Raw genomic sequence first — 21658 nt, 5'->3', positions numbered from 1 at the left:
CTGTGGACTACCGGTGGATTGAATGACATACTTGTAATACATCATCTTGGGGTCCCGGTGGGGCGCATGCACTACATGTAGTATCGATTTACGGATTGAGCAGGAAGCCAGCCCAAGCAACAGACTTTAACTAAGGGGACAGTGATCATGACCGTTACGGTTTACACGAAGCCGGCCTGTGTTCAGTGCAACGCGACGTACCGTGCGCTCGACAAGAAGGGTATCGCCTACCAAAGCGTCGATATCTCACAGGATGCAGAGGCCCTGGAACGCCTGAAGGCACTGGGTTACATGCAGGCTCCGGTCGTGGTCACCGAGCAGGACCACTGGTCCGGATTCCGCCCGGACAAGATCGAGGAACTGGCCCAGTCCGTGTCCTCTTCCGTGGCCTAAAGGTCTTTGACCTACACCACTGCAACACACTAAGAATTCCTATGTAGTCGAGGTGACTCCCATGGCACCGCTGGCAGCGGCAACCGTACGCAAAGCGACGGAAGCTGTCACCACGAGGAGTCACCTCATCTACTTCTCCTCCACTTCGGAAAACACCAAACGCTTTGTTCAAAAGCTGGGCAGGGATGCGGCGCGCATTCCCCTCTACGCCCAGGACGCCCCGCTCGAAGCCCTTGAACCTTTCGTCCTGGTACTGCCCACGTATGGCGGTACCAACGGCGAGGGGTCTGTGCCCAAGCAGGTCATCAGGTTTTTGAACAACCCGCGGAACAGGGAACTGATCCGCGGTGTTATCGGTGCGGGGAACACCAACTTCGCGGACAACTATTGCGCAGCCGGGGACATCGTCGCCGCCAAATGCAAGGTGCCGCATCTATACAGGTTTGAACTCATGGGGACGCCGGAAGACGTCATCCGTGTCAACGACGGATTGGAAAAGTTTTGGACACGACTGTCGCAGAAACAGATGTAGCCGGAAGCGCCGTGGAATCGGCCAAGAAGCCACTGCCCGAGGCTTATAAGGGCTTGGGCTACCACGAGCTCAACGCCATGTTGAACCTGTACGGCCCGAACGGAGAGATCCAGTTCGAAGCCGACCGCGAAGCCGCGCACCAGTACTTCCTGCAGCACGTGAACAACAACACCGTGTTCTTCCACGACCTGGAAGAGAAGCTCGATTACCTGGTGAAGAACCAGTACTACGAGCGTGAAACCCTCGACCAGTACACGATGAATTTCATCCGTGACCTCTTCAACCGCGCCTACAAGAAGAAGTTCCGCTTCGAGACCTTCCTTGGCGCCTTCAAGTTCTACACGTCCTACACGTTGAAGACTTTCGACGGCAAGCGCTTCCTTGAGCGGTATGAAGACCGCGTCTGCATGGTTGCCCTGCACCTCGGCCGGGGCAACGAAGAGCTCGCCACCCGCCTGGTGGACGAGATCATCGACGGCCGCTTCCAGCCGGCCACCCCCACATTCCTCAACGCCGGCAAGGCCCAGCGCGGCGAGCTCGTCTCCTGCTTCCTCCTGCGCATCGAGGACAACATGGAGTCGATTGCCCGTGGCATCAACTCCGCATTGCAGCTTTCCAAGCGTGGCGGCGGTGTTGCGCTGTCCCTGACCAACATCCGTGAACACGGTGCCCCGATCAAGCAGATCGAGAACCAGTCCTCCGGCGTCATCCCCGTGATGAAGCTTCTCGAAGACAGCTTCTCCTACGCCAACCAGCTCGGTGCCCGCCAGGGTGCCGGTGCTGTGTACCTGCACGCGCACCACCCGGATATCTACCGCTTCCTGGACACCAAGCGCGAGAACGCGGATGAGAAGATCCGTATCAAGACCCTGTCCCTGGGTGTCGTGATTCCGGACATCACGTTCGAGCTCGCCAAGAAGAACGAGGACATGTACCTCTTCTCCCCGTACGACGTCGAGCGCGTTTACGGCGTGCCCTTCTCCGACATCTCCGTCACGGAGAAGTACTACGAGATGGTGGACGATTCCCGGATCAAGAAGTCCAAGATCAACGCCCGCGAGTTCTTCCAGACCCTCGCGGAGATCCAGTTCGAGTCCGGCTACCCGTACATCATGTTCGAAGACACCGTGAACCGGGCCAACCCGATCGACGGCAGGATCACCATGAGCAACCTCTGCTCCGAGATCCTGCAGGTTTCCACCCCGTCCATCTACGGCGAGGACCTCAGCTACGAGACCGTTGGCAAGGACATCTCCTGCAACCTCGGTTCCATGAACATCGCCAAGACCATGGATTCCCCGGACTTCGGCCTCTCCATCGAGACCTCCATCCGTGCACTGAGCGCCGTGTCCGACATGTCCTACATCAACTCCGTGCCGTCCATCGCACAGGGCAATGCGCAGAGCCACGCGATCGGCCTCGGCCAGATGAACCTGCACGGTTACCTTGCCCGCGAGCGGGTCCACTACGGCTCCGAAGAGGGCCTGGACTTCACCAACATCTACTTCTACACGGTGCTGTTCCACGCCCTCCGTGCTTCCAACAAGCTGGCCATCGAGACCGGCCAGACTTTCGGCGGTTTCGAGAAGTCCAAGTACGCTTCCGGTGAGTTCTTCGACAAGTACACCGAGCAGGAATGGGTTCCGGCTACCGAGCGCGTCCGCGAACTTTTCGCCGGCCACCACATCCCCACCCAGGATGACTGGCGCGAGCTCAAGGCCTCGGTCATGGAGCACGGCATCTACAACCAGAACCTCCAGGCGGTTCCGCCTACCGGTTCCATCAGCTACATCAACAACTCCACGTCCTCCATCCACCCGGTGGCCGCCAAGATCGAAATCCGCAAGGAAGGCAAGATCGGCCGCGTCTACTACCCGGCTCCGTACCTGACCAACGACAACCTGGAGTACTACCAGGATGCGTACGAGATCGGCTACGAGAAGATCATCGACACCTACGCCGCTGCCACGCAGCACGTGGACCAGGGCCTGTCCCTGACGCTGTTCTTCAAGGACACCGCCACCACGCGTGACATCAACAAGGCGCAGATCTACGCATGGCGCAAGGGCATCAAGACCCTTTACTACATCCGTCTCCGCCAGATGGCCCTTGAGGGCACTGAGGTGGAAGGCTGTGTTTCATGTGCGCTATGACGGTGGTGCTCTGAGTTGAAGGGAACTACGACGGCGACAGGCGGCTTGGTCTATGGCATCAGGCTTCGCCGCGAGGTTGAGTACCGCTATGTCGGAATCACGACCAAGACCGCCAGCCGTCGGTTCCACCAACATCTCAGGGTTGCAGCTCAAGGCCGCAAAACTCCGTTCTACGACTGGGTCAGAAAACAGAATCCCGCAGACCTGATAGCCGATGAACTCGGTTGGCTCGAAGGATTGGATCAGCTTGGACAGGCCGAGGTTGACTGGATCGCATACTTGAGAAGCCAAGGTGATCGTCTGCTGAATCTCTCAGATGGTGGGCTGGGCCCGACCGGAGTGGTCTGGACGGACGAAATGCGTGATGCTGCTCGTCTACGATCTAAAGGGCGCAAAGGTCTGAGTCGATTCGGTGAGGATAATCCATTCTTTGGCATGTCGCATTCACCGGAGCAGCGTCAGAAGTGGGCAGAGCAGCGCAAGGGCACGTTTGTGGGACCAGACAATCCTAATTTTGGGAGGTTCGGTCCGGATCATCCAGGTTTCGGCCACACCATGTCGGCAGAGGCACGTAAGGCGCTTTCCGAAGCCTTCACGGGTGAAGGCAACCCAAACTACGGAAAGACAGCCAGCGCCGAAACGCGAGCCAAGATGTCAGCGGCACGGAGAGGTGTACCAAAGCCATCCAGCCGCCGAAGCGCCCACACCCGCCATCACACTAACAAGGGCATCGTGAAGCCCACCTGTCAGCATTGCATCGACGATGCAGCACAAGCCAAGCTCATGCGAGAAAGTGAAAACGACAAATGACTGAGAAAGTGAAGCTCCTGAGCCACGTCGAGGCCATCAACTGGAACAAGATCCAGGACGAGAAAGACGTGGAAGTCTGGAACCGCCTGGTCAACAACTTCTGGCTGCCGGAGAAGGTGCCGCTGTCCAACGACGTCCAGTCGTGGCACACGCTGACCCCGGAAGAGCAGCAGCTAACGATGCGCGTCTTCACGGGCCTGACCCTGCTGGACACCATCCAGGGCACCGTGGGCGCTGTCTCCCTGATTCCGGATGCACTGACTCCGCACGAAGAAGCCGTGTACACCAACATCGCCTTCATGGAGTCGGTGCACGCGAAGTCGTACTCGTCCATCTTCTCCACGCTGTGCTCCACCAAGGAGATTGACGACGCTTTCCGCTGGTCGCTCGAGAACGAGAACCTGCAGAAGAAGGCGCAGATCGTCATGGACTACTACCAGGGCGACGATCCCCTCAAGCGCAAGGTTGCCTCCACCCTGCTGGAGAGCTTCCTGTTCTACTCGGGCTTCTACCTGCCCATGTACTGGTCCTCTCGCGCCAAGCTCACCAACACGGCCGACCTCATCCGCCTCATCATCCGCGACGAGGCCGTGCACGGTTACTACATCGGCTACAAGTTCCAAAAGGGCTTGGAGAAGGTTTCCGAGGCACGCAAGCAGGAAATCAAGGACTACACGTTCGAGCTCCTCTTCGAGCTGTACGAAAACGAAGTCCAGTACACGCACGACCTCTACGACGGCGTCGGCCTGGCCGAGGACGTCAAGAAGTTCCTGCACTACAACGCCAACAAGGCGCTCATGAACCTGGGCTACGAGGCCATGTTCCCGGCATCCGTCACCGACGTAAACCCGGCCATCCTCTCCGCCCTGTCACCCAACGCCGACGAGAATCACGACTTCTTCTCCGGCTCGGGCTCCTCCTACGTGATCGGCAAGGCTGTGAACACGGAAGACGAGGACTGGGAGTTCTAGGGCCAACATGAGCACCTTCTACTTGGGTATAGTTCCCGCTAAGAATGAGTTTCTGTGGGTATTGCTGGATGGCTCTAACAACGAGCATTTGCGGATTCACGACAGCAAAAAGGCTGTGATCCCTGACTTCGGGAGCCGAGATCGAGAACTGGATTGGGTGCACACGAACGTCACTGAGTCCTTCATCGACCTTGATCTAGAAGGGGCCAGTGTCGTTCAAGGAGCTCTAGCGCGCACGAACACGGACGCCGTACTTTTTCGAGCCCAGGTGGAGGGTGTTGTGCTGGCCGCGTTAGGAGCCCGAAAAGTCAGCGTCACGTCGATAAAGAAGGCATCGATGCCAACTGAATTCGGACTCAAACGGGGCGCCAGTGTTGCCGATATCCCTGGTCTGCCGGCGTTGAGGACTTCGAGGAACTTGCCCAAGTATTTCGACGAGGCTATTTCTGCAGCCTTGGTGGCCCGGCGACAGGTGCAGCTTGCTCAGGCAGCTTGAGTGTTTAGGCCGTGGGAACTTCGGATCAGTTTGGAAGGAAGTCGATTCTTATACTGGCCGAGTGTATGCAACAAAACGTATCCCTCTTGGAAGAACAGGGTTCAATGACAACCTTGACGAGGCGAAGCTCATGGTGGCATCAGAGTCCCGCTACACCGTAAAGGTTTTTAGCGCTGCTAAAGATGGTGAGGATTTTGTAATACGGACAGAGTATATGCCAAACGGAAGCTTGGAGGTTGCCTGCAGCTCGGGACCCGTAAACCTACGGGATTTTTATGATTGGTTTCCTGATATATGCCGGGGCGTGGGTCATCTACACAGTAGGGGAGTCCTCCACCGGGACCTTAAGCCTGCAAACGTCCTGCTAGATGAGCTAAGATCCATAAAAATTGGTGACTTTGGCCTTGCTCTTATTAAAGGAACACAGCCAAGCCACGGTCAGATTGCCTACATTCCCACGCTTACCCCTGAATCTGACGCCGTCGAGTCAGCATCGGGTGATATCTATGCCCTTGGATGTCTAGCTTATCGTCTGCTCAATGGTGAACCAGCTTGGAGCGAGCAACTCCTGCAGGTTGCTCAGGGGCCGGACCCGATGTCTGGAATTCGTCAGGCAGCCAAACAAGGACTGTTCCCTGACCGGAAGGTATGGCCGCCATATGTGTCTAGTGCTTTGAAAAGGGTTATCTCCCGGTCTCTGGATACTGACCCTTCCCGAAGGTATTCCACGGCTTTCGCACTTTGTGAGGCTGTCGAAAAGACGATGCCTAAATATTTCTGGGAAGCCAGCAGCAGCGAGGGCTCTGTGTGGCTTGGGAGCCCAAAAAGTAGCCGTGAGAATCGTTCATGGCGGATAACAACCGGGAACGGTGTTGTGACGGTGAGGAAATCGATCCAAGGCGGCCCATTCCGAAAAGTGCAAAAGGCCTGTGTTAGGTATGACGGCATGGAGGCAATGTATGCCGTAGCGGAGGCCATCCGAATGATTGAAGCTGGGGAATCCGGATAGTTGCTCCCTACCTCACTGTTCTCGATATTTAGGGTCGAGTCGCGGCGGTACTCACTGTTGAGCGGGATTGGTGATTCGAGTAGCCCGGATCTTTACCAGTACAAAGCAACACAGTCCCGACTCTTGAGCCGCGATCAATCGTCGAAGAATCTAGGGGCGTTCGGGCAGCACGCTCGACGCTGAGTGCGGGCTTTCTTGTAATCAGCGGCTACCTGGTCTGGCTCGCGGGGGCGGCCTTCCTGGTCCAATAGAAGAACTGCGGGCTAGGTGTATTGCTCGCGGACGTCAGGAACGCTCGGCGTGGTTAGGTGGCAAAAGAGAAGGCCTGCCACCTGTTCCAAACGATTTCGGTGGGTGATCACACTGGAGGATTGGCGCTTATTTCGCGGTTTCATCTTGCCGAGGGTGTGTCGATGAGCTCGATGGCGGCGCGCTAGCAGCCCGTTGCCGGGAGCACGGCGGGGCAGGCATACAGGATCGTTCCAGCCGGCGGTCAACTCCCCTCAGCGGGAGCTGACGCGGCGATGGACGCGGATCATCGCGATCCGCGTCCATCGCCGCTGGGGACCTACGTGGAGCGGCTTTCTGCTGGGCATCCATACGCCCACGGTGCACCGGGTATTGTCCCGGTCCGGGCTGGCGTAACGGATGGGGATATCTTTCAACGGAAGATGGCTTGGATCCCTAGAGAGCTGAACATCCCGGTCAACATGGTCCTGGTGTTCTCGACAGCCTGTTCCCGGAGTCTGGATTCCTGCGCAGCAGAAGTCAGCTTCGTCTCTGCAAGTTTGAAGAACTCCGCCTGTGGGGGAGTCTCCATGGCGTCGGCGATCCGGTCGATGAGCCCGCGGTCTTGGCTGAACACGTAGGACCGATCGTGGTCCAAGTTAGGTTTGTCCAGCACCGCTTCCGGCAGCCGTACAGTGACCGACTTCCCATCGGCAGACAACTTCAGGTCGTCATCCGCGAAACTGGATAGATCCACATAGGCGTTTACCGTGCCCGCGGCAACGAACAGAGTGCGACGTCCTGCAATAGCGGAAGGAAGGCCTGGGACGTTATCGTCGATATCAACCACGGTTTCAAAGTTTCCCACGGCGGCATGGTACTGGCTGATGTCTTTGATCGACTTCAAGAGAGCGGGCTGGCTTCGGTCGTTCCGCTGCGATACAAATGGACTGACTCCGGTCAGATTCGATAAGCCGACTACGGCTATGGCCCCGATGATGACGCTAACCAGGACCATGACCACGCTCTTGACCATTAAAAGGCTCCCTGCGGCGAGTCGGACTTCGCAGAGGAAAGCCGTGCACGTTCAAGGCCTCGGAGAATCAGCTCACCGGCAACTCCTAGGCCGAGCAGCATCAGGAGGGCGCCGTTTCGGGCGGAACTGGCTGCGATATAAGTATTCTGCGAGGCTGTAACAGCTGCGATGTCGTTTGCGTACCATCCGTTGACCACGGATTGCTGGGGAGCTCCCTTAGTCTCCCCGTTGTTAACCTCGTTCTTGACGCTTGCAGCAGCGAGCTGCGACTTCCAGTCCGAAGGACTGCCAGCGTCCACAACAACGGGCCCCGTGGCGAGCCAAGTCAATATGAACAGCAACCCAAGAATTGCGCCCAGAACAACTCGTGCCAGCTGGACCGGCCCAGCATTTGCGGCGAACGCTCTGAATGGTCCTTGCTTCTTGCCGGTGTTGGCTTGCGGAGCCGACTGCGGGACAGTCGGTACAGCTGGGTTGTACCCAGTAGACGTATTGTGTGCTGACATTAGTTCCCCATTTGTGATTGATGACTTACTGCCCCACGGCAGAAGATTGTATGTTAGGCGAAGCCCGGGCCCGGCTCCGGTTGATGTTCAAATTTCTTGAGGCGGAAACGAAGTTTCGAACCGCGAGCAGGATCGTCGCCCAATGACTTCGTTTCATCAATGTAGCGTTCCCCGAATTCCTTAAGCAGAAAGTCGTCGACAATTCGCACGTGCCCGGCTGGGAACTTATAAGACATCCTTTCCCGCACAAAGTTCCAATCTGCGACGTCCAGCAAATTTAGAGCATCGGCTACTGTGGTTATGCTCATGGACTTGAGTAGATCTGATTGGGCCCCCGTTAGCAGTCCAGCGTCTATGCGATAGCTAATTGGTTTTCTTGCGTCCAGGTTTCCCAGTAGCGTTTCGGCGTCATGCCGTCCAGGGATCCGTGGGGCCGTTCATGATTGTAGATAGTCTTCCATTCCTCGGCCAAATACTTCGCTTCGGCCATGGTGTCCATGATCTCTCCGGAGAGTTGTTCCCTTCTGAATTGGGCGTTGAAGGATTCGATGAAGCCGTTCTGCCAAGGTGAGCCCGGGTCGATGAAGGCGGTGTCGACTCCGGCGGTATCGCACCAGTCGATCAGTGCGGCGGCGGTGAATTCGGGGCCGTTGTCACACCTGAGGTATGTCGGTGCGGTGCCGGTTTCGGCGATGATGTTCTCCAGCACCGCGACCACGTCAGTGGCTTTGAACGACCTTCGCGGGATGACGGCCAGCGCCGTGCGGGTGTATTCATCGATGACGTTGAGGAACCGGATGTGCCGGCCGCAGGAGGTCACGTCGGATTGGAAGTCGAAGCTGACCACGTGCATCGGATACTGGGCTGTGAGGCGTTTCTGTTCCCCGGCGCCGGGCCCGGTGCGGCGCTTCTTCCGGGCTCTGGGTTTGCAGGTCAGGCCTTCGTCGCGCCAGAGCCTGCGGATGCGCTTCCTGTTCAGCGCTACCCCGTCCCACGCCGGCTGGGCCAGCAGGTGCCAGCGGGCCTTCCGCCAGCCCCACGCCGGGTGCTTCATTGCGATGGCACGCAGCTCCGAGCGGAGCTGCGCCTCTTCGAAGCCCATGTCGGGTTTCTTTTTGCGGAACGCGGACCGGTTCTGCCCCAAGACCTTGCAGGCGAAGCGTTCGGATGCCCCGAACTTCTCCACCGCCATGCGCACGGCACGGCGACGTGGTTCGGGGCTCAGAATTTTCCCTTCGCCACCTCGTTCAGGATGTCGATCGCCAGTTCCTTCTCCGCCAGCAACCGCTTGAGCCGGGCGTTCTCCTTCTCCAGCTCCTTGGTCCGCTTGGACGCTTCGGCGTTCTTCTCAGACCCGTACTGGTTCAGCCAGCGGTACCAAGTCGCCTCGGTGACCTGGAGCTCCTTGACGACCTCGACCATCGGACGGCCATCGTTGAGCATCTTTTGGCCCTGCCGGACCTTGGCGATGACCTGCTCCGGGGCGTGTCTGCGTGCCATGATTCGTGAATTACCTCCTGTGTCCATTCTCGGACACGAAACTCACACAAACACTGGACTACTCTCCGGGGACCCAACCAGATCCACCAACCAGTCATACTGCTCTTTACGGCTCCGAGGATGATCTGGGAGCTCGGCCGTAAGCACCTCCGCCAACGTATCGGAGGTTATAGGCTCATCAGAATGACCGTCAGGATCGGGTGAAAGATTCGCCTCTTCCTTGGCAACTGCTTTCTGTATCTTTACGAACTCGTTGTCCGCTAACTCAATGAGACCCGAAGCCAACGTGAACGCGCGGTTGATTGCTGGAGGTATCGTGCCCGGAGCTTTGTAGCAAATGTCGTGCTCAAATTCCGCCCAGGCGTGCTGAAGAACCGTCTTAATCTGAACCTCGAAGCGTTGTCCTATGCATCCTGCGCATCCTGCCGGAGTTTGAATGTCAGGGACTTCCAACACCAGGTGATGCGCCGCGTAGCCGAGAACACCTTTATTGACTTGCTGTGCCTTTTTGTCAGTGTTCTCCAATACCTTGAACTGCCCGGTCAGAGCGGACACGACGTTAGTGACATCAGGCTCAATATAGGTGATGACGCGAACGCCGAGAATGTCGTCGAGATCATCCAAACCATTCTGGTACTTGGGATTGCCTTCGTGGTCGAGCTTGCTCAATTTTCCCCGCACAGATTCGGCACTTTTCACCCGACTTTTGACGAGGTGGTAGTTAAGGCCGTCGTCCCGTAGGCGGGCTTCGATCGCCGTTTGAATTGCCGAGAGAGAGGCAGCGAGGTGAGCTTGCCGGTCTATCAGGCTGGTTACTTGCAACTCGACACCAGCTGCAAATCGTGCGCTATCGAGCGGTGCACTCATGACCGTGCCTCCACAAACCGAGGCGCCATGGACTCCATCTGCTCCATGACCAGTTTGATGGCCTCTGGCTGTTTATCTGGTGGGTAGCCGAACCGAACCAAGAGCCGTTTGATCGAGGAACGCAGCTTCGCCCGGACGTCGTCGCGAACGGTCCAGTCAGTGCGGACGTCGCGACGCATGACAGCGACCAGTTCACGGGCGATGTCAGCCAAGATGCCTTCGCCCTGAACCTCAACGGCTGCCTCGTTCTGGGCCACTGCGTCGTAGAAGGCGAGTTCGTCTGAGTTGAGCGGGGGAGTGAACTGCTCACCACGCTTGCCCTCCGCGGCCACTTCACGGGCCAACTCCACGAGTTCGGCGATGACCTCGGCCGAGGTCAGCTGCTGGTTCGTGTACTTCTTCATCAGCTCGGTGATCCGCTCGGAAAAGGCACGCTGACGGATCACATTGTTCCGGGTGGAAGAGACAGATTCATCGGCAATCAGTTTCCGCAGAGCCTCGATAGCTAGTTGTGGGTTCCGGGCCTTCTGCGTCTTGGCGATGAACTCCGGCGTCAGGTCATCCAACGACGGCTTGGGCATGCCGGCAGCATCGTAGATGTCCAGGACTTCGCCGGAGGACGTGGCGTAAGCAATGAGGTTTCCCAGCAGGCGCTGGATTTCCTCTGGCACCGGTTGGCCGCTTGCCTGCCGATCGGCGGCGTCGTACTTCGCCATCCAAACCCGGATTTCCTCGTAGACCTGGATCTCTGGGCGCAGCTCTGCAAGGGTCTCCGATCCGGAGCAAAGCGCCCACGCACGGGACAGCTGACCGGAGAATTTGCGGTATTTCGCGGCGAGTGACTCTTCCCCGTCTGCGGGCTGATTGCCAGGAGTAGCCGGATTCCTCAGGTAGCTGACAGCTCCGGTTACGGCGTTGAGGAAGGCCTTGGATCCGCCCTTCATCAGCACGGATTTCCAGTCATGGCCGGCCAACAAAGAACGCAAAGTCCCTACCAAGGAAATCGTCAGCCCGACGGCCTCGTCGATGTTTTTGCCCACGGGCTTGTTCGCCTGGTCGGACTGCGTGTACTCGCTCAACGCCTTGGACAGGTTCTCGGCAAGCGGGGCATACGCCACCAGCAGACCGTCTTCTTTGCCCCGGAACGTGCGGTTAACCCGGGCAAGTGTCTGCATCAACAGCGCGCCCTTGAGCGGTCGGTCCAGATACAAAGTGTGTAGCGGTGGAGAGTCGAAGCCGGTAAGCATCATGTCCTTGACGATCACCAGTTCAAGCTCGTCGTCGACGTCCTTTAGCCGTTCCTTCACCTGGGCATTCAGCGAATCGCGACGCACATGAGTAGACACCGGCGGCACATCAGTCGCATCGCCCGAGTAGACCACCTTGATCATGCCCTTTGACAGGTCGTCCGAATGCCACTCCGGTCGCAGAGCCACGATGGCCGAGTAGAGGTTCGCGCAGATCTCCCGCGTGCCACCCACGATCATTGCCTTTCCAGGCGCCTCAATAAATTTGAGCATCCGTTCGCGGCGGTTCTCCCAGTGGGCCACGAGATCTTCGGCCAAGGCAGCGACGCGTTGCGGGGCACCGTACACAGCGTTTACGACGGCGACACTTGCCTCGATGCGGGCGCGTTCAGCATCGTCCAGCCCGAGCGTCAGTTCATCTGCGGACTTGTCCAGGTCCTCCTCGGTGACGCCGTCGGACAGACCCACCTTGATCAGCCGCGGCTCAAAGTACACGGGTACGGTGGCGCCGTCTTCTACTGCACGGGACAGATCGTAGATGTCGATGTAGTCGCCGAAGACTTCCTGGGTGTTCCGGTCGTCAAAAGAGATCGGAGTTCCAGTGAAGGCAATCAGGGTGGCGTGGGGGAGTGCATCCCGCAGGTGTCGAGCGTATCCGTCCAGGTCGTCGTAGTGCGACCGGTGCGCCTCATCAACGACGACAATGATGTTGCGCCGGTTGGACAAGAGCGGGTGGTCCGCGCCTGCTTCCTTCTCGGATTTGCTGCGGCCGAACTTCTGCAGTGTCGTGAAATAGATGCCGCCTGTTGTCCGGTTACTCAGCTCGTCCCGCAGCTCGGAGCGCTTCTTGATTCGCTTGGGTGACTCAGCGAGGAGCAGGCTGCGATCGAAGCTTTCGAACAACTGCCCATCCAGTTCGTTACGGTCGGTGATCACCACGACGGTCGGGTTCTTCAGCTTTGGTTGGCGGGCCACCATGTTGGCGTACAGTTCCATTTCCATCGACTTGCCGGACCCTTGGGTGTGCCAGACGACGCCGGCTTTGCCGTTGCTCTCGACGGCCAGGATCGTGCTGGCAACAGCCTTGGTCACTGCGTAGTACTGGTGCGGCTTGGCAATAAGTTTGGCCAGACCGCCCGAGCCCTGGTCGAACGCCGTGAAGTTACGGATCAGCTGCAGGAAACGTTCCTGGTTGTAGAGCCCATCCAGGGCAGTATCCAATGCGGTGACGGCATCGCCATCAACCATGTGGCCCTGCGGAACGGGGACACCGTCATCATCCACATTCCAAGGTGAGAAGTGGTTGAAAGGGGTAAACGGAGTTCCGTATTTGGCCTGGATTCCGTCACTCGCGAGCGTAAAGACGCAGAAACGGAAGGCCAATGGAAATTCGCGGAGGTAAGTCTGGAGTTGGGCGTGGGCACCGGGGAGGTCGGCGTGGGCACTGCCCGCCTTCTTTAGTTCGATGATGCTGATGGGCATGCCGTTGCAATAGAGCACGATGTCGAAGCGCCGCTTGTAGTCCCCCTGCACTACTGTGACCTGATTAACGGCCAGCCAATCGTTCTCATCCGGTGACTGGCTGAGCAGGCGGATGGTCGGATTAGCTTCGTTTCCGTCCGAATCGATATAGGTCAGTCGATATCCGTCGACGAAATAATTATGGATTCGATGGTTCTCGCTCATGGCATCGTTCGACTTTGGGGATGCGATTTCCGACAATGCCTGCTGCAGGTACTGTGCAGGGACATAGGGATTGAGCCGCTGAAGCGCGGCAAACAAGCGGGGTCGGATCAAGAGCTCTGACCAGGACTCGCGCTCCCCGCTGCCGGGCGCAATCGCCTGGCCGTCCATCGGCCGCCAGTCCAACTCGCCCAGCCGCTCCTTCGCGGCGCCTTCCCAGTCGGCTTCCGAAAAGGCTACTGCGGGTGCTGCCATCTTGATTTCCCCAATTTTATCTCTTTTCAATGGTCTTCTTTTGGAGTGCATGCCCGGCTCGTACAATCATGGGGCCGGGCATCTACACCCTGACGTCTTCAAGAACTTTCTGAGCCTCTTTGACTCGAAGCTTGCCGGACATGAGTTGGGGGAGGAGGACGTCGCGAGTGGCAGCGAGAGTTCGGCTCTCTTCAATTGCGGCGCGCTTTACTGCAGTCTCCGTCTTCACGATTTGCTCCAAGCGGCCGAGCCTGTCCACTGATGGAGTCTCCAGCGTCAGCCGCTTCAGGTTACCCATGTTGATCTTTGGCTGGACTGCTCCCGTGACCAAAGTAATAACCTGCGTTCGCTTTATGGCGAGAAAGAGCAATTCAGTCGAAATTCCTTTGCCTGTCAATACATGTGCATGGTTGTTGACCCACGCTGGCCCCCAAATGTACTGGCATACGGGGGTTCCGTCGCCGTTGATCACAGTGCCGTCCTCTCCCACCAGAACTAACGGCTCATCGAAAATTGCTGTGTCGACTGTGCCAAAGACTCCGCTGGCGCCGTAGTACGGCACGTCGCCGGGCCGTTGCTCGCGTTCACGAGAAGATAGGGGGACTCGCTTCCGATTGTGAAATTCTGCAACCTCGTTGAGGTGCGAAGCTGAAGCCGACCCAAGGACAGCGGCTGAGTATTCAAGACCCATATGATCGTCCACCAAGGAAACGAGTTTGGTGTTGGCGGCGATCTTGTCGTCGAGTGCCCCCAGCGCCTCAGCAATGGCCTGTTGTTCGTGCAATGGGGGAAGGTTCAGCATAATGTTCTTTGCCGCGCCCACATTGAAGTGCTGTTGGACTGCACCGACTAATTGTGAGTTTATATAACCCGCTGCAACGCTGTTGATGTAGTAACTCAGCCAATAGGCGTTGATTTCGCTACCTGGTCTCGTAATGATTAAGTCTGAACAGTTTGCCTCCGCCCAGTGCATAGGGACCACAGCCGTTGCCCCGGGCTTGCCCGTTCTAACCGTGACTACATCGCCGGGTCGGAGTGCCGACTTTTTTAGTCGGGCATGGAAGTCACGGTCGATGTATTTGACATCCTTAAGGTCGAAGTCGTGAGGGAGTACGTTCTGGGAACGTAACAATGGGATTCCCTCGGAGCGATACTCGTGGACCATAGATCCAACATGTCCCACAGTCACTTCGTCCGCGATGTCGCCAAGTTTCACCTGACACCAGTCGATCACGAGACCCTCCCCAACTGCTCGCGCACAACAGCAGCCAACCGCTCGGCTTCTTCAAACTGCTCAAACAGTTCCTTCGAGAGCCGTGCGATCTTCTCCTCGATCGGCTCGCCGTCGTCCTCAACCTCAGCTGCGCCGACATACCGTCCGGGCGTCAGCGCATAGTCCGCGGCCTTGATCTCCGCAAGTGAAGCAGAGTAGCAGAAGCCCGCTTCGTCGTCGTACGTCAGCCCAGCCTCAACGGCGGAGGCGGTGCCACGCCACGAGTGGTAGGTGTTGGCGATCTTGGCGATGTCCTCGTCGGACAGGGCACGCTCGGCGCGGTCCACCATGTGGCCAAGGTTCCGCGCGTCGATGAAGAGTACGTGACCAGTCCGATCCACCGAGCCGCGCGGACCCGCGGTCTTGTCCCTGGCGAAGAACCACGTGCACACCGGAATGCCGGTGCTACGGAATAGCTGGGTGGGCAGGGCAACCATGCAGGAGACGAGGTCGGCCTCCACCAACTGGGCGCGGATCTCGCCTTCGCCGCCGGAGTTGGATGACATGGAGCCATTGGCCATGACCACGCCGGCGCTGCCGCCGGGTGCCAGTTTGGAAATGATGTGCTGAATCCAGGCGTAGTTGGCGTTGCCGGCAGGGGGAACGCCGTACTTCCAGCGCGGATCGGACTCGGAGCGGGCCCAGTCCTTGATGTTGAACGGCGGGTTGGCCATGATGAAGTCCGCGCCGTTGTTGCCCGTCAGCTCCGGGTGCTGATCGCGGGCGAAGGTGTCGCCCCATCGCGAGGCCAAGTTGGCGTTGAGGCCGTGAATGGCGAGGTTCATCTTGGCCATCCGCCAGGTGCGCTCGTTGAGCTCCTGGCCGTAGACGGAAATGTCCGAGCCCTCCATGTTGTGGGCCTCGAGGAACTTCTCGGCTTGGACGAACATGCCGCCCGAACCACAGCAGGGGTCATACACGCGCCCACGGTGCGGTTCCAGTACTTCCACGAGTACGCGGACTACGCCGGCCGGCGTGTAGAACTCCCCGCCGCGCTTACCCTCGGCCTTTGCGAACTTTTCCAGGAAGTATTCGTACACCTCTCCGAGGAGGTCGCGTGCCTTGCTGGCACCCTGACCCGTGAACCGCGCGGAGTTGAACAGGTCCAGCAACTCGCCCAAGCGGCGCTGGTCCACATTGTCCCTGTTGTAGATCTTGGGGAGCGTCGCGGCCAGGGACTTGTTGTCCATCATGATCATGTCCATGGCCTCGTCGATGAGCTGGCCAACGGACTTCGGGTGCTCGCCCATGGCTGCAGGCAGGCCCTTGGCGTTCTCTGCAAGGTAGGTCCAGCGCGCGCGTGGTGCTACCCAGAACACGCCGCGTCCGGTGTACTCGTCCACATCGTCGATGAGCTGGCTGATCTGCTCTTCGTTGAGTCCTTCGGCTTCCAGCTCAGCCTGAATCTGTTCGCGACGTTCCTCGAACGCGTCCGACACGTACTTAAGGAACACCAGCCCAAGGATTACGTCCTTGTACTGTGACGCATCCATCGAGCCGCGAAGCTTGTCCGCCGCTTTCCAGAGTGTGTCCTTGAGTTCCTTCATAGTGGACGGGGCGAGGTCCACCTTGGCTTTCGGGGGCATTATTTAGTTCCTTCTTCTGGTACGGCGGTGGAGATGGGGTCTGTCAGGGTGAGGCTTCCGCCCGCTACGCCGTCCGTAATCAGGGTAGCGAGTTCTTCAAGCTGTTTGAGTCGTTCGAGGGCCTTGGCCTGCTCGTGTTGCAGCCGCTGAAGGGCGTTGCTGAGTGGTTGGCGTTGGGCTTCTCCCGTGCGGCGCAGTTGCCAGTTGCGCCAGGTCTTGTCTGCCGGGTGGAGCTTGTTGATGTCACGGGCGACGACGGCGGGCAGCAGGCCGCCCGGGTCACCCTGGTCAATCCTCAGGATTCGGGCTGGAAAGACCACGACGGCGCCACCCTCCGCGTCAACGACCGCTGCGGGCCGTGGGCTGGTGCAGAAGACAACGTCTCCTGGCTCGGTGAGCCGGCCAGCAGGGTAGTTGGCTGCGAAGTCCATCAGGGTGACGAAGCGCGGCTTGGCGTTGTGCTGGTCCTGCAGTTCCTCCCGGCCTATGATCCTGCTTCCCGCCGTCGTATTGAGGTCCGTTTCCTGGATCCGAATGCCTTTGGCGTATTTCACATGGCCGGAGCGCATGAGTTCCTGTACTGAAGCTGGCGTCGAGGCGGATCGGTGAGCTACAGGCTGAACACTTAGAAGCCCATGGTCGTCTGTCCCTGGCCCAAGGTTCCTGACAAGGTCGTCGATGCGCAAAGCCGTCTCGGCGCCGGATGTAGCCAGCGGCGTCCGCTTGGACGGTGCTCTGACCAGAGCGCCCGCCCCGGCGAGCAGAGCCCGGGTATTAACGAGCCGGGCAAAACGGAAGGAATGAGCTCGGATAGTTGCCTGGTCGCCCATGGACGCAACCACATCACTGATCAGGTCCTGACTCACGTCGAGAGTCAACTCGGCAGTACTAAGGTCTGCGACCATGGTCCACCGGTCTGCAATGGGTACGTCGGCAAACGATGGCCCCAACACCCACAATGCTTGCGGCTCGCGCGGTTTCGCCCGGAGGAGTCCGACAGTGAGACGAATAATTGCCCGCACACGCCCGGACCGCAACAGGTCTGCGCGGACGTTGCCCGCTTCACCGCCAAGAGGGTCTGTCAGGACCCGGGAAGGTGCGATCACCACGGCTCGCTGGTAGTCGTCCATTTGCAGCACGATGTTCTCAATGCCCGAGAGGATGCCTTTTGTGCCTAGTTCAAGTTCACCGGGCGCTGGATATTGCGCCACATGAACGGCGGAGCCCGTGACGGCGAAGGCACCTTTGGCGTCAACCCTGACGGGCGCGCTGTCCGTACCATGCACCGCCAGCCGCCGACGCGCCAAACGTGAGGCACCGCCGTCGTGATCAGCTGCCAGGAAGGTGACCGACCCCTTCTCGCCGAACTGCTGGGCAATGCTCAGCATCACGTCGCTCCCGCCCGGAGTGGCATCCACGAAGACGGGCGTACTGTCGAGCGTTGCAGCGAGCTCTACGGCGGTTGCTCCGACGAGATTGAGGGCGGCAGTGGTCAGCGCCGTGCCCGCATGCTCCCTTAGGCCCTCCTTGAAGCGGTTGGTCAGGAGTTTCTCAAACGCCGCTGGGGCGCTGTAGGCGCTGTCCGCCAATCTGTCTGCGAAGCTGGCCAACCCCTGAAGAGCGGCGCCCAAGGACTCCAGTTCGGAATAAAGGAACAGATCGTCCGGGTCAGCCTCGTCGGCGTCGTCCAGTAGAGCGGTTGCATTTCTGTTACCCAACACTTGGCCGGTAATGACCTTCAACGCGAGTAGTGCGGTCAGGCCTTCGAAGATCTTGCGGTTGTCCTTTGACTCGCCGGTGAGGGGCACTGGTTTTGCATAGGCAGCCACGTCATTTATCGCCTCGGGATTCTTACCTCGGCCGGTGGCCTGCAGCCACGAGGTGACGTCGTCTGCGTCAAAGAGTTCGACGCCGTTCGCAACTTCCGCCGGCGCCGGGAAGGGCAAGGGTCCTTCGCTGCTTCGCTTCCGCCACATGGAGACAACGGGGCGTTGAACGTGGGAAAGGGCTGCCACATCCGACAGCGTCATGCGTAGGGGTCGCGCTGTTGCTTCCATTGCTAGTCCTTCCGACGGGTGTTCACAGCCTAGTTGCTAACGGGCGCATGCCACTTCGATCCATTGATAACCCCCCATATCAGAAGCTCCAGCTAGTTGACGAGTAATTCGCCGTAGCTTTGCCATGCAGCCACGAAAGCAGCATTCCGAGGCTGTGGTGGTGGTGGGAAACCACACATTGGGGGAGGTATCCCGCCACCTCCCATGAGCTGAGGAATGAGGAGCAACTATGTCGAACGTCGAAGGTCCACCGGCAGTGATCCCCGATGACGAGCACGTGTCCCAAATCGGGGACGATGCTCCTACCCGGACAAGCAAGCGAGGCTGGAAGCTTACCGTTCAGCTTGTGGCCGCAGGTGTGGTATTTGCCGGAGGAACAGCGCTCGGAACGACGTTGCCGGAGCCTAAAGACAGTACGGCATATAAGTCGCTGGCCGACGATAAGGCCACAGTAGAGATTCAGCGTGACGCAGCACTCTCCAGTTACGCCTCCGTGAAGGGCAAGTACGACACTCTCGAGAACGGCATCGCGTCCCGTGAGTCCAAGGTCGCAGCCAGGGAGACCGAGGTCGGCAAGGCCGATGGAGCCGTGAAGACGGCCGAGGCGGCGGTCAAAGCCCGTGAGGACGCCGTGACCGGGGCCGAAAAGGCGAAGGCAGCACGCACTGTAGGCGACGGCACCTGGACTGTGGGGACCGACATCGAAGCCGGCACCTACCGGGCTGCGGCGGAGGTGGGGTCCACCTGCTACTGGGGGATCTACCGCAGCGGCAGCAACGGCAGCGACATCATCGAGAACGATATCCCCGGTGGCGGACGTCCAGTAGTCACACTCTCCACAGGGCAGGACTTCAACTCGACTCGCTGCGGTAAGTGGGAAAAACAGTAGCCGGAATATTACGCAGCATCATCCAAACCACATCACTGAAAGGCATCATCATCATGACTAACCAGAACTTTGCACCGGTCTCGCCCGCCGTCCAGGCAACAGCTGTTCGGCCGTTCCATAAGCAAAAGCGCTACGTTGTCCCAGCGGGGCTTCTGGTTGCGGGGATTCTCCTAGGCGCCTGTTCCGGCACCGGCAAGCAGGCAGCGGATTCCAGCTCCGTCCCTTCCACGGCGGCGTCAGCCGCGCCAGCACCGCCGTCGTCTGCCCCTGCTGCGCCGACAGTCGGCGTTCCCTTCTCCGTGAAGCTGGGCAACGACAATGTCGCCAGAATCACTATCGTTTCCGCTGTCCGCACAGACACCGTGACCGCCGGGGCATTTGCGACCGCGCCGAAGAACGGCTCTTATCTGCTCTTGGATGTGCTTTGGGAAACTGAATCGGGCAAGACGAACTCCAACCCCCTCTACTTCTCGGCCAAGGATGCTGAAGGAAGGAAGGCAGACATGAGTCTCTTCGCCGACAATCAACTGGGCTCCGGTGAGGTTCTGCCCGGCGATAAGGCCCGGGGCAACATCGCCTTCGATATTGCCCCGGGCCTTGCAACGGTGATGATCTCCGATCCGTTGCTGAGGGAGGCCGCACGGATCCAGATCCCCGGCTAAGGCACATTCCCCTCGCCACGTTGCACCGGCTTGCTGCAGCGTGGCGGGCATTGCCTTGCATCATCATGCGGGACACTGATGACGGCACAGCAAGCAGGGGGAGCCGCCGGCTCTCGCGGCACTCAGCAGACCTACACAAGCCTTGGAGATACCCATGGATGGCGAGATTCAACTGATCAGTGATGGAGACGGTTTGGCTGTGCTGGGCGAACCGGCTGCCGTCGAGAAGTTCCTCAGCTCCGAAGGCCTTGAGTCAAAGGAACTCGGACTTCAACGCCTCAGTACAGCTTTGGGAACTGCGGCTGGAGTGCTTCAGTCCGGCTCGGAAGTCGCGGCTAGTTCGGGCCGTTGGGTCAAGATGACCAAGGAATCAGCCGAGCTCGTAAATAGGTACGGGCTGATGCAAAGCAAGACGACGGGCCTCGGTCTAGGGGTCGTGCAGGCAAAGGGCGGCCAAATCAAGGGGATAGTCCAGTTCGCGAAAGTGCCTGGATCAATAATCACCAATCCGGCAGTACTTTCTGGCGCTGCAGGCATCATGTCCCAGATCGCTATGCAACAGGCTATGGATGAAATCACCGATTACCTCGCCTCTATCGAGGGGAAAGTCGACGATCTGCTTCGGGCCCAGAAAGACGCTGTGTTCGCTGCCATGATCGGAGTAGACATGGAGATCGAAGAGGCGCTGACCATACGGGAACACGTGGGTCGGGTCTCAGAGACCACTTGGTCAAAAGTCCAAGCCACTTCAGCAACTCTTAAGAGCACTCAAGGTTATGCACTTCGTCAGCTCGATGCGCTCGCAGAAAAAATCGAGGTCAAGACCAAGCTAGGGGACCTGGCCGAAACACTGAGTGAAATTGAGCCCAAAGTGAGGGAATGGCTGGCCGTTCTGGCACGGTGCTTCCAACTTCAAGATGCCCTCGCAGTGCTTGAGCTCGACCGGGTGCTGGACGCTTCGCCAGAGGAACTCGACGAGCATCGACTCGGCTTGAAAGCTGCCCGTGACCAACGCCTGAAGGTGATATCGCAGTGCTCAGAGCGCCTGCTGGCGAGAATGGAGACATCGGCTCAGACGGCAAATTCCAAAGTGTTGTTGCACCCTGCCACCAGTCGAGCCGTTGTTCTCTCCAGCAATCAGATTGCGGTGGGTGTTACTGACTTCAACGGGACTCTCGGTTTACAAGAGGTACGCAAAGAATTGGAAGCCAAAACATGGACGGAGGCGGCAACTGAGCTTCGGGACAGAGCCCTCGAAACTGGCGCCGAGGGGGCGAGCGCCGTACAGCGTATGGGCGTCGAAACCGCTGGTCGGGCCAGGTTAGTGACGGATAGAGCTCTGGAAGCTGGAGCAGGAGGCGTCGGAGCTGCTCGGCGTGTGGGCTATGAAACTCTTGAACGCACAAAGTCGATTTCAGACAAGCTGACCGACGGCCTTTCGGGTCGGGTTCTGCGCCGTCGGAACCAAGGCGACGAAGAAGAAGACTAGAAGCTCGATAGTGACG

At 58.7% G+C, this 21658-nt stretch carries 18 protein-coding genes and 1 pseudogene; 11 read left to right on the top strand and 8 right to left on the bottom strand.

Annotated features, from left to right (window positions below; all coding sequences use genetic code 11):
• The first annotated feature begins 147 nt into the window (after positions 1-147).
• The 8 genes and pseudogenes from nrdH to AUR_RS20460 form a co-directional block, all read left to right on the top strand.
• On the top strand, positions 148-393 hold the full coding sequence (gene nrdH, locus AUR_RS02155; RefSeq protein ID WP_031215987.1) for a glutaredoxin-like protein NrdH: 246 nt from the start codon (positions 148-150) through the stop codon (positions 391-393).
• A 61-nt stretch (positions 394-454) separates the two neighbouring features.
• Positions 455-925, top strand: coding sequence for a class Ib ribonucleoside-diphosphate reductase assembly flavoprotein NrdI (nrdI, locus tag AUR_RS02150; RefSeq protein ID WP_021470661.1), 471 nt, complete (start codon positions 455-457; stop codon positions 923-925).
• Positions 926-936: 11 nt separating this feature from the next.
• Positions 937-3078 (top strand): class 1b ribonucleoside-diphosphate reductase subunit alpha, encoded by a 2142-nt coding sequence (gene nrdE, locus AUR_RS02145; protein ID WP_021470660.1) that lies wholly within the window; start codon positions 937-939, stop codon positions 3076-3078.
• Positions 3079-3093: 15 nt separating this feature from the next.
• On the top strand, positions 3094-3888 hold the full coding sequence (locus tag AUR_RS02140; RefSeq protein ID WP_082694562.1) for an NUMOD3 domain-containing DNA-binding protein: 795 nt from the start codon (positions 3094-3096) through the stop codon (positions 3886-3888).
• Positions 3885-4859 carry a class 1b ribonucleoside-diphosphate reductase subunit beta gene (nrdF, locus tag AUR_RS02135; protein WP_062096967.1) on the top strand — a complete coding sequence of 325 codons (975 nt, stop codon included), beginning with the start codon at positions 3885-3887 and terminating at the stop codon, positions 4857-4859. The genes AUR_RS02140 and nrdF overlap by 4 nt, the downstream gene beginning before the upstream one ends.
• Before the next feature lie 7 nt (positions 4860-4866).
• Positions 4867-5355 carry a hypothetical protein gene (locus AUR_RS02130; protein WP_062096966.1) on the top strand — a complete coding sequence of 163 codons (489 nt, stop codon included), beginning with the start codon at positions 4867-4869 and terminating at the stop codon, positions 5353-5355.
• The gene (locus AUR_RS02125; RefSeq protein WP_164888655.1) at positions 5339-6364 is read left to right on the top strand and encodes a serine/threonine-protein kinase; all 1026 of its coding nucleotides are present in this window, start codon (positions 5339-5341) and stop codon (positions 6362-6364) included. The genes AUR_RS02130 and AUR_RS02125 overlap by 17 nt, the downstream gene beginning before the upstream one ends.
• 436 nt (positions 6365-6800) lie before the next feature.
• A pseudogene (locus AUR_RS20460) lies at positions 6801-7006 on the top strand (IS481 family transposase); the annotation flags it as partial.
• Between the two features lie 19 nt (positions 7007-7025).
• On the opposite strand, the gene AUR_RS02120 reads toward AUR_RS20460, so the two are convergent.
• The 8 genes from AUR_RS02120 to AUR_RS02085 form a co-directional block, all read right to left on the bottom strand.
• On the bottom strand, positions 7026-7628 hold the full coding sequence (locus tag AUR_RS02120) for a DUF4230 domain-containing protein (RefSeq protein WP_128397034.1): 603 nt from the start codon (positions 7626-7628) through the stop codon (positions 7026-7028).
• 559 nt (positions 7629-8187) lie between these two features.
• A complete protein-coding gene (locus tag AUR_RS02115; protein ID WP_128397033.1) occupies positions 8188-8442 on the bottom strand; it encodes a hypothetical protein in 255 nt (84 codons plus the stop codon).
• A 44-nt stretch (positions 8443-8486) separates the two neighbouring features.
• Positions 8487-9634, bottom strand: a protein-coding gene (locus AUR_RS02110; RefSeq protein WP_128397032.1) for an IS3 family transposase whose coding sequence is annotated in 2 segments (ribosomal slippage) — positions 8487-9361 and positions 9361-9634 — 1149 coding nt in all. Because the reading frame shifts where the segments join, the coding sequence is not laid out codon by codon here.
• A 42-nt stretch (positions 9635-9676) separates the two neighbouring features.
• Positions 9677-10501, bottom strand: a complete 825-nt coding sequence (locus AUR_RS02105) for a GTP pyrophosphokinase (protein WP_062096964.1) — start codon at positions 10499-10501, stop codon at positions 9677-9679.
• Positions 10498-13686 carry a type I restriction endonuclease subunit R gene (locus AUR_RS02100; RefSeq protein WP_062096963.1) on the bottom strand — a complete coding sequence of 1063 codons (3189 nt, stop codon included), beginning with the start codon at positions 13684-13686 and terminating at the stop codon, positions 10498-10500. The genes AUR_RS02105 and AUR_RS02100 overlap by 4 nt, the downstream gene beginning before the upstream one ends.
• 82 nt (positions 13687-13768) lie before the next feature.
• Positions 13769-14920: a restriction endonuclease subunit S gene (locus AUR_RS02095; protein ID WP_062096962.1), complete on the bottom strand. Its 1152-nt coding sequence runs from the start codon at positions 14918-14920 to the stop codon at positions 13769-13771.
• Complete coding sequence (locus AUR_RS02090) at positions 14917-16545, bottom strand: class I SAM-dependent DNA methyltransferase (RefSeq protein ID WP_062096961.1); 1629 nt, start codon at positions 16543-16545, stop codon at positions 14917-14919. The genes AUR_RS02095 and AUR_RS02090 overlap by 4 nt, the downstream gene beginning before the upstream one ends.
• Positions 16545-18602: a hypothetical protein gene (locus AUR_RS02085; protein ID WP_241650842.1), complete on the bottom strand. Its 2058-nt coding sequence runs from the start codon at positions 18600-18602 to the stop codon at positions 16545-16547. Before AUR_RS02085 ends, AUR_RS02090 begins: the two co-directional genes overlap by 1 nt.
• Before the next feature lie 229 nt (positions 18603-18831).
• Here AUR_RS02085 and AUR_RS02080 point away from each other — a divergent pair, with 229 nt between their 5' ends.
• The 3 genes from AUR_RS02080 (at position 18832) to AUR_RS02070 (ending at position 21642) form a co-directional block, all read left to right on the top strand.
• On the top strand, positions 18832-19491 hold the full coding sequence (locus tag AUR_RS02080) for a hypothetical protein (protein ID WP_062096959.1): 660 nt from the start codon (positions 18832-18834) through the stop codon (positions 19489-19491).
• A gap of 53 nt (positions 19492-19544) precedes the next feature.
• A complete protein-coding gene (locus tag AUR_RS02075) occupies positions 19545-20153 on the top strand; it encodes a DUF4352 domain-containing protein (protein ID WP_062099218.1) in 609 nt (202 codons plus the stop codon).
• A 154-nt stretch (positions 20154-20307) separates the two neighbouring features.
• Positions 20308-21642, top strand: coding sequence for a hypothetical protein (locus tag AUR_RS02070; RefSeq protein ID WP_062096958.1), 1335 nt, complete (start codon positions 20308-20310; stop codon positions 21640-21642).
• Positions 21643-21658 lie beyond the last annotated feature (16 nt).

Source organism: Paenarthrobacter ureafaciens, from assembly GCF_004028095.1.
Lineage (GTDB): Bacteria > Actinomycetota > Actinomycetes > Actinomycetales > Micrococcaceae > Arthrobacter > Arthrobacter ureafaciens.
The sequence above is the reverse complement of the archived record's forward strand: the minus strand, read 5'-3'. Positions and strand labels throughout refer to the sequence as shown.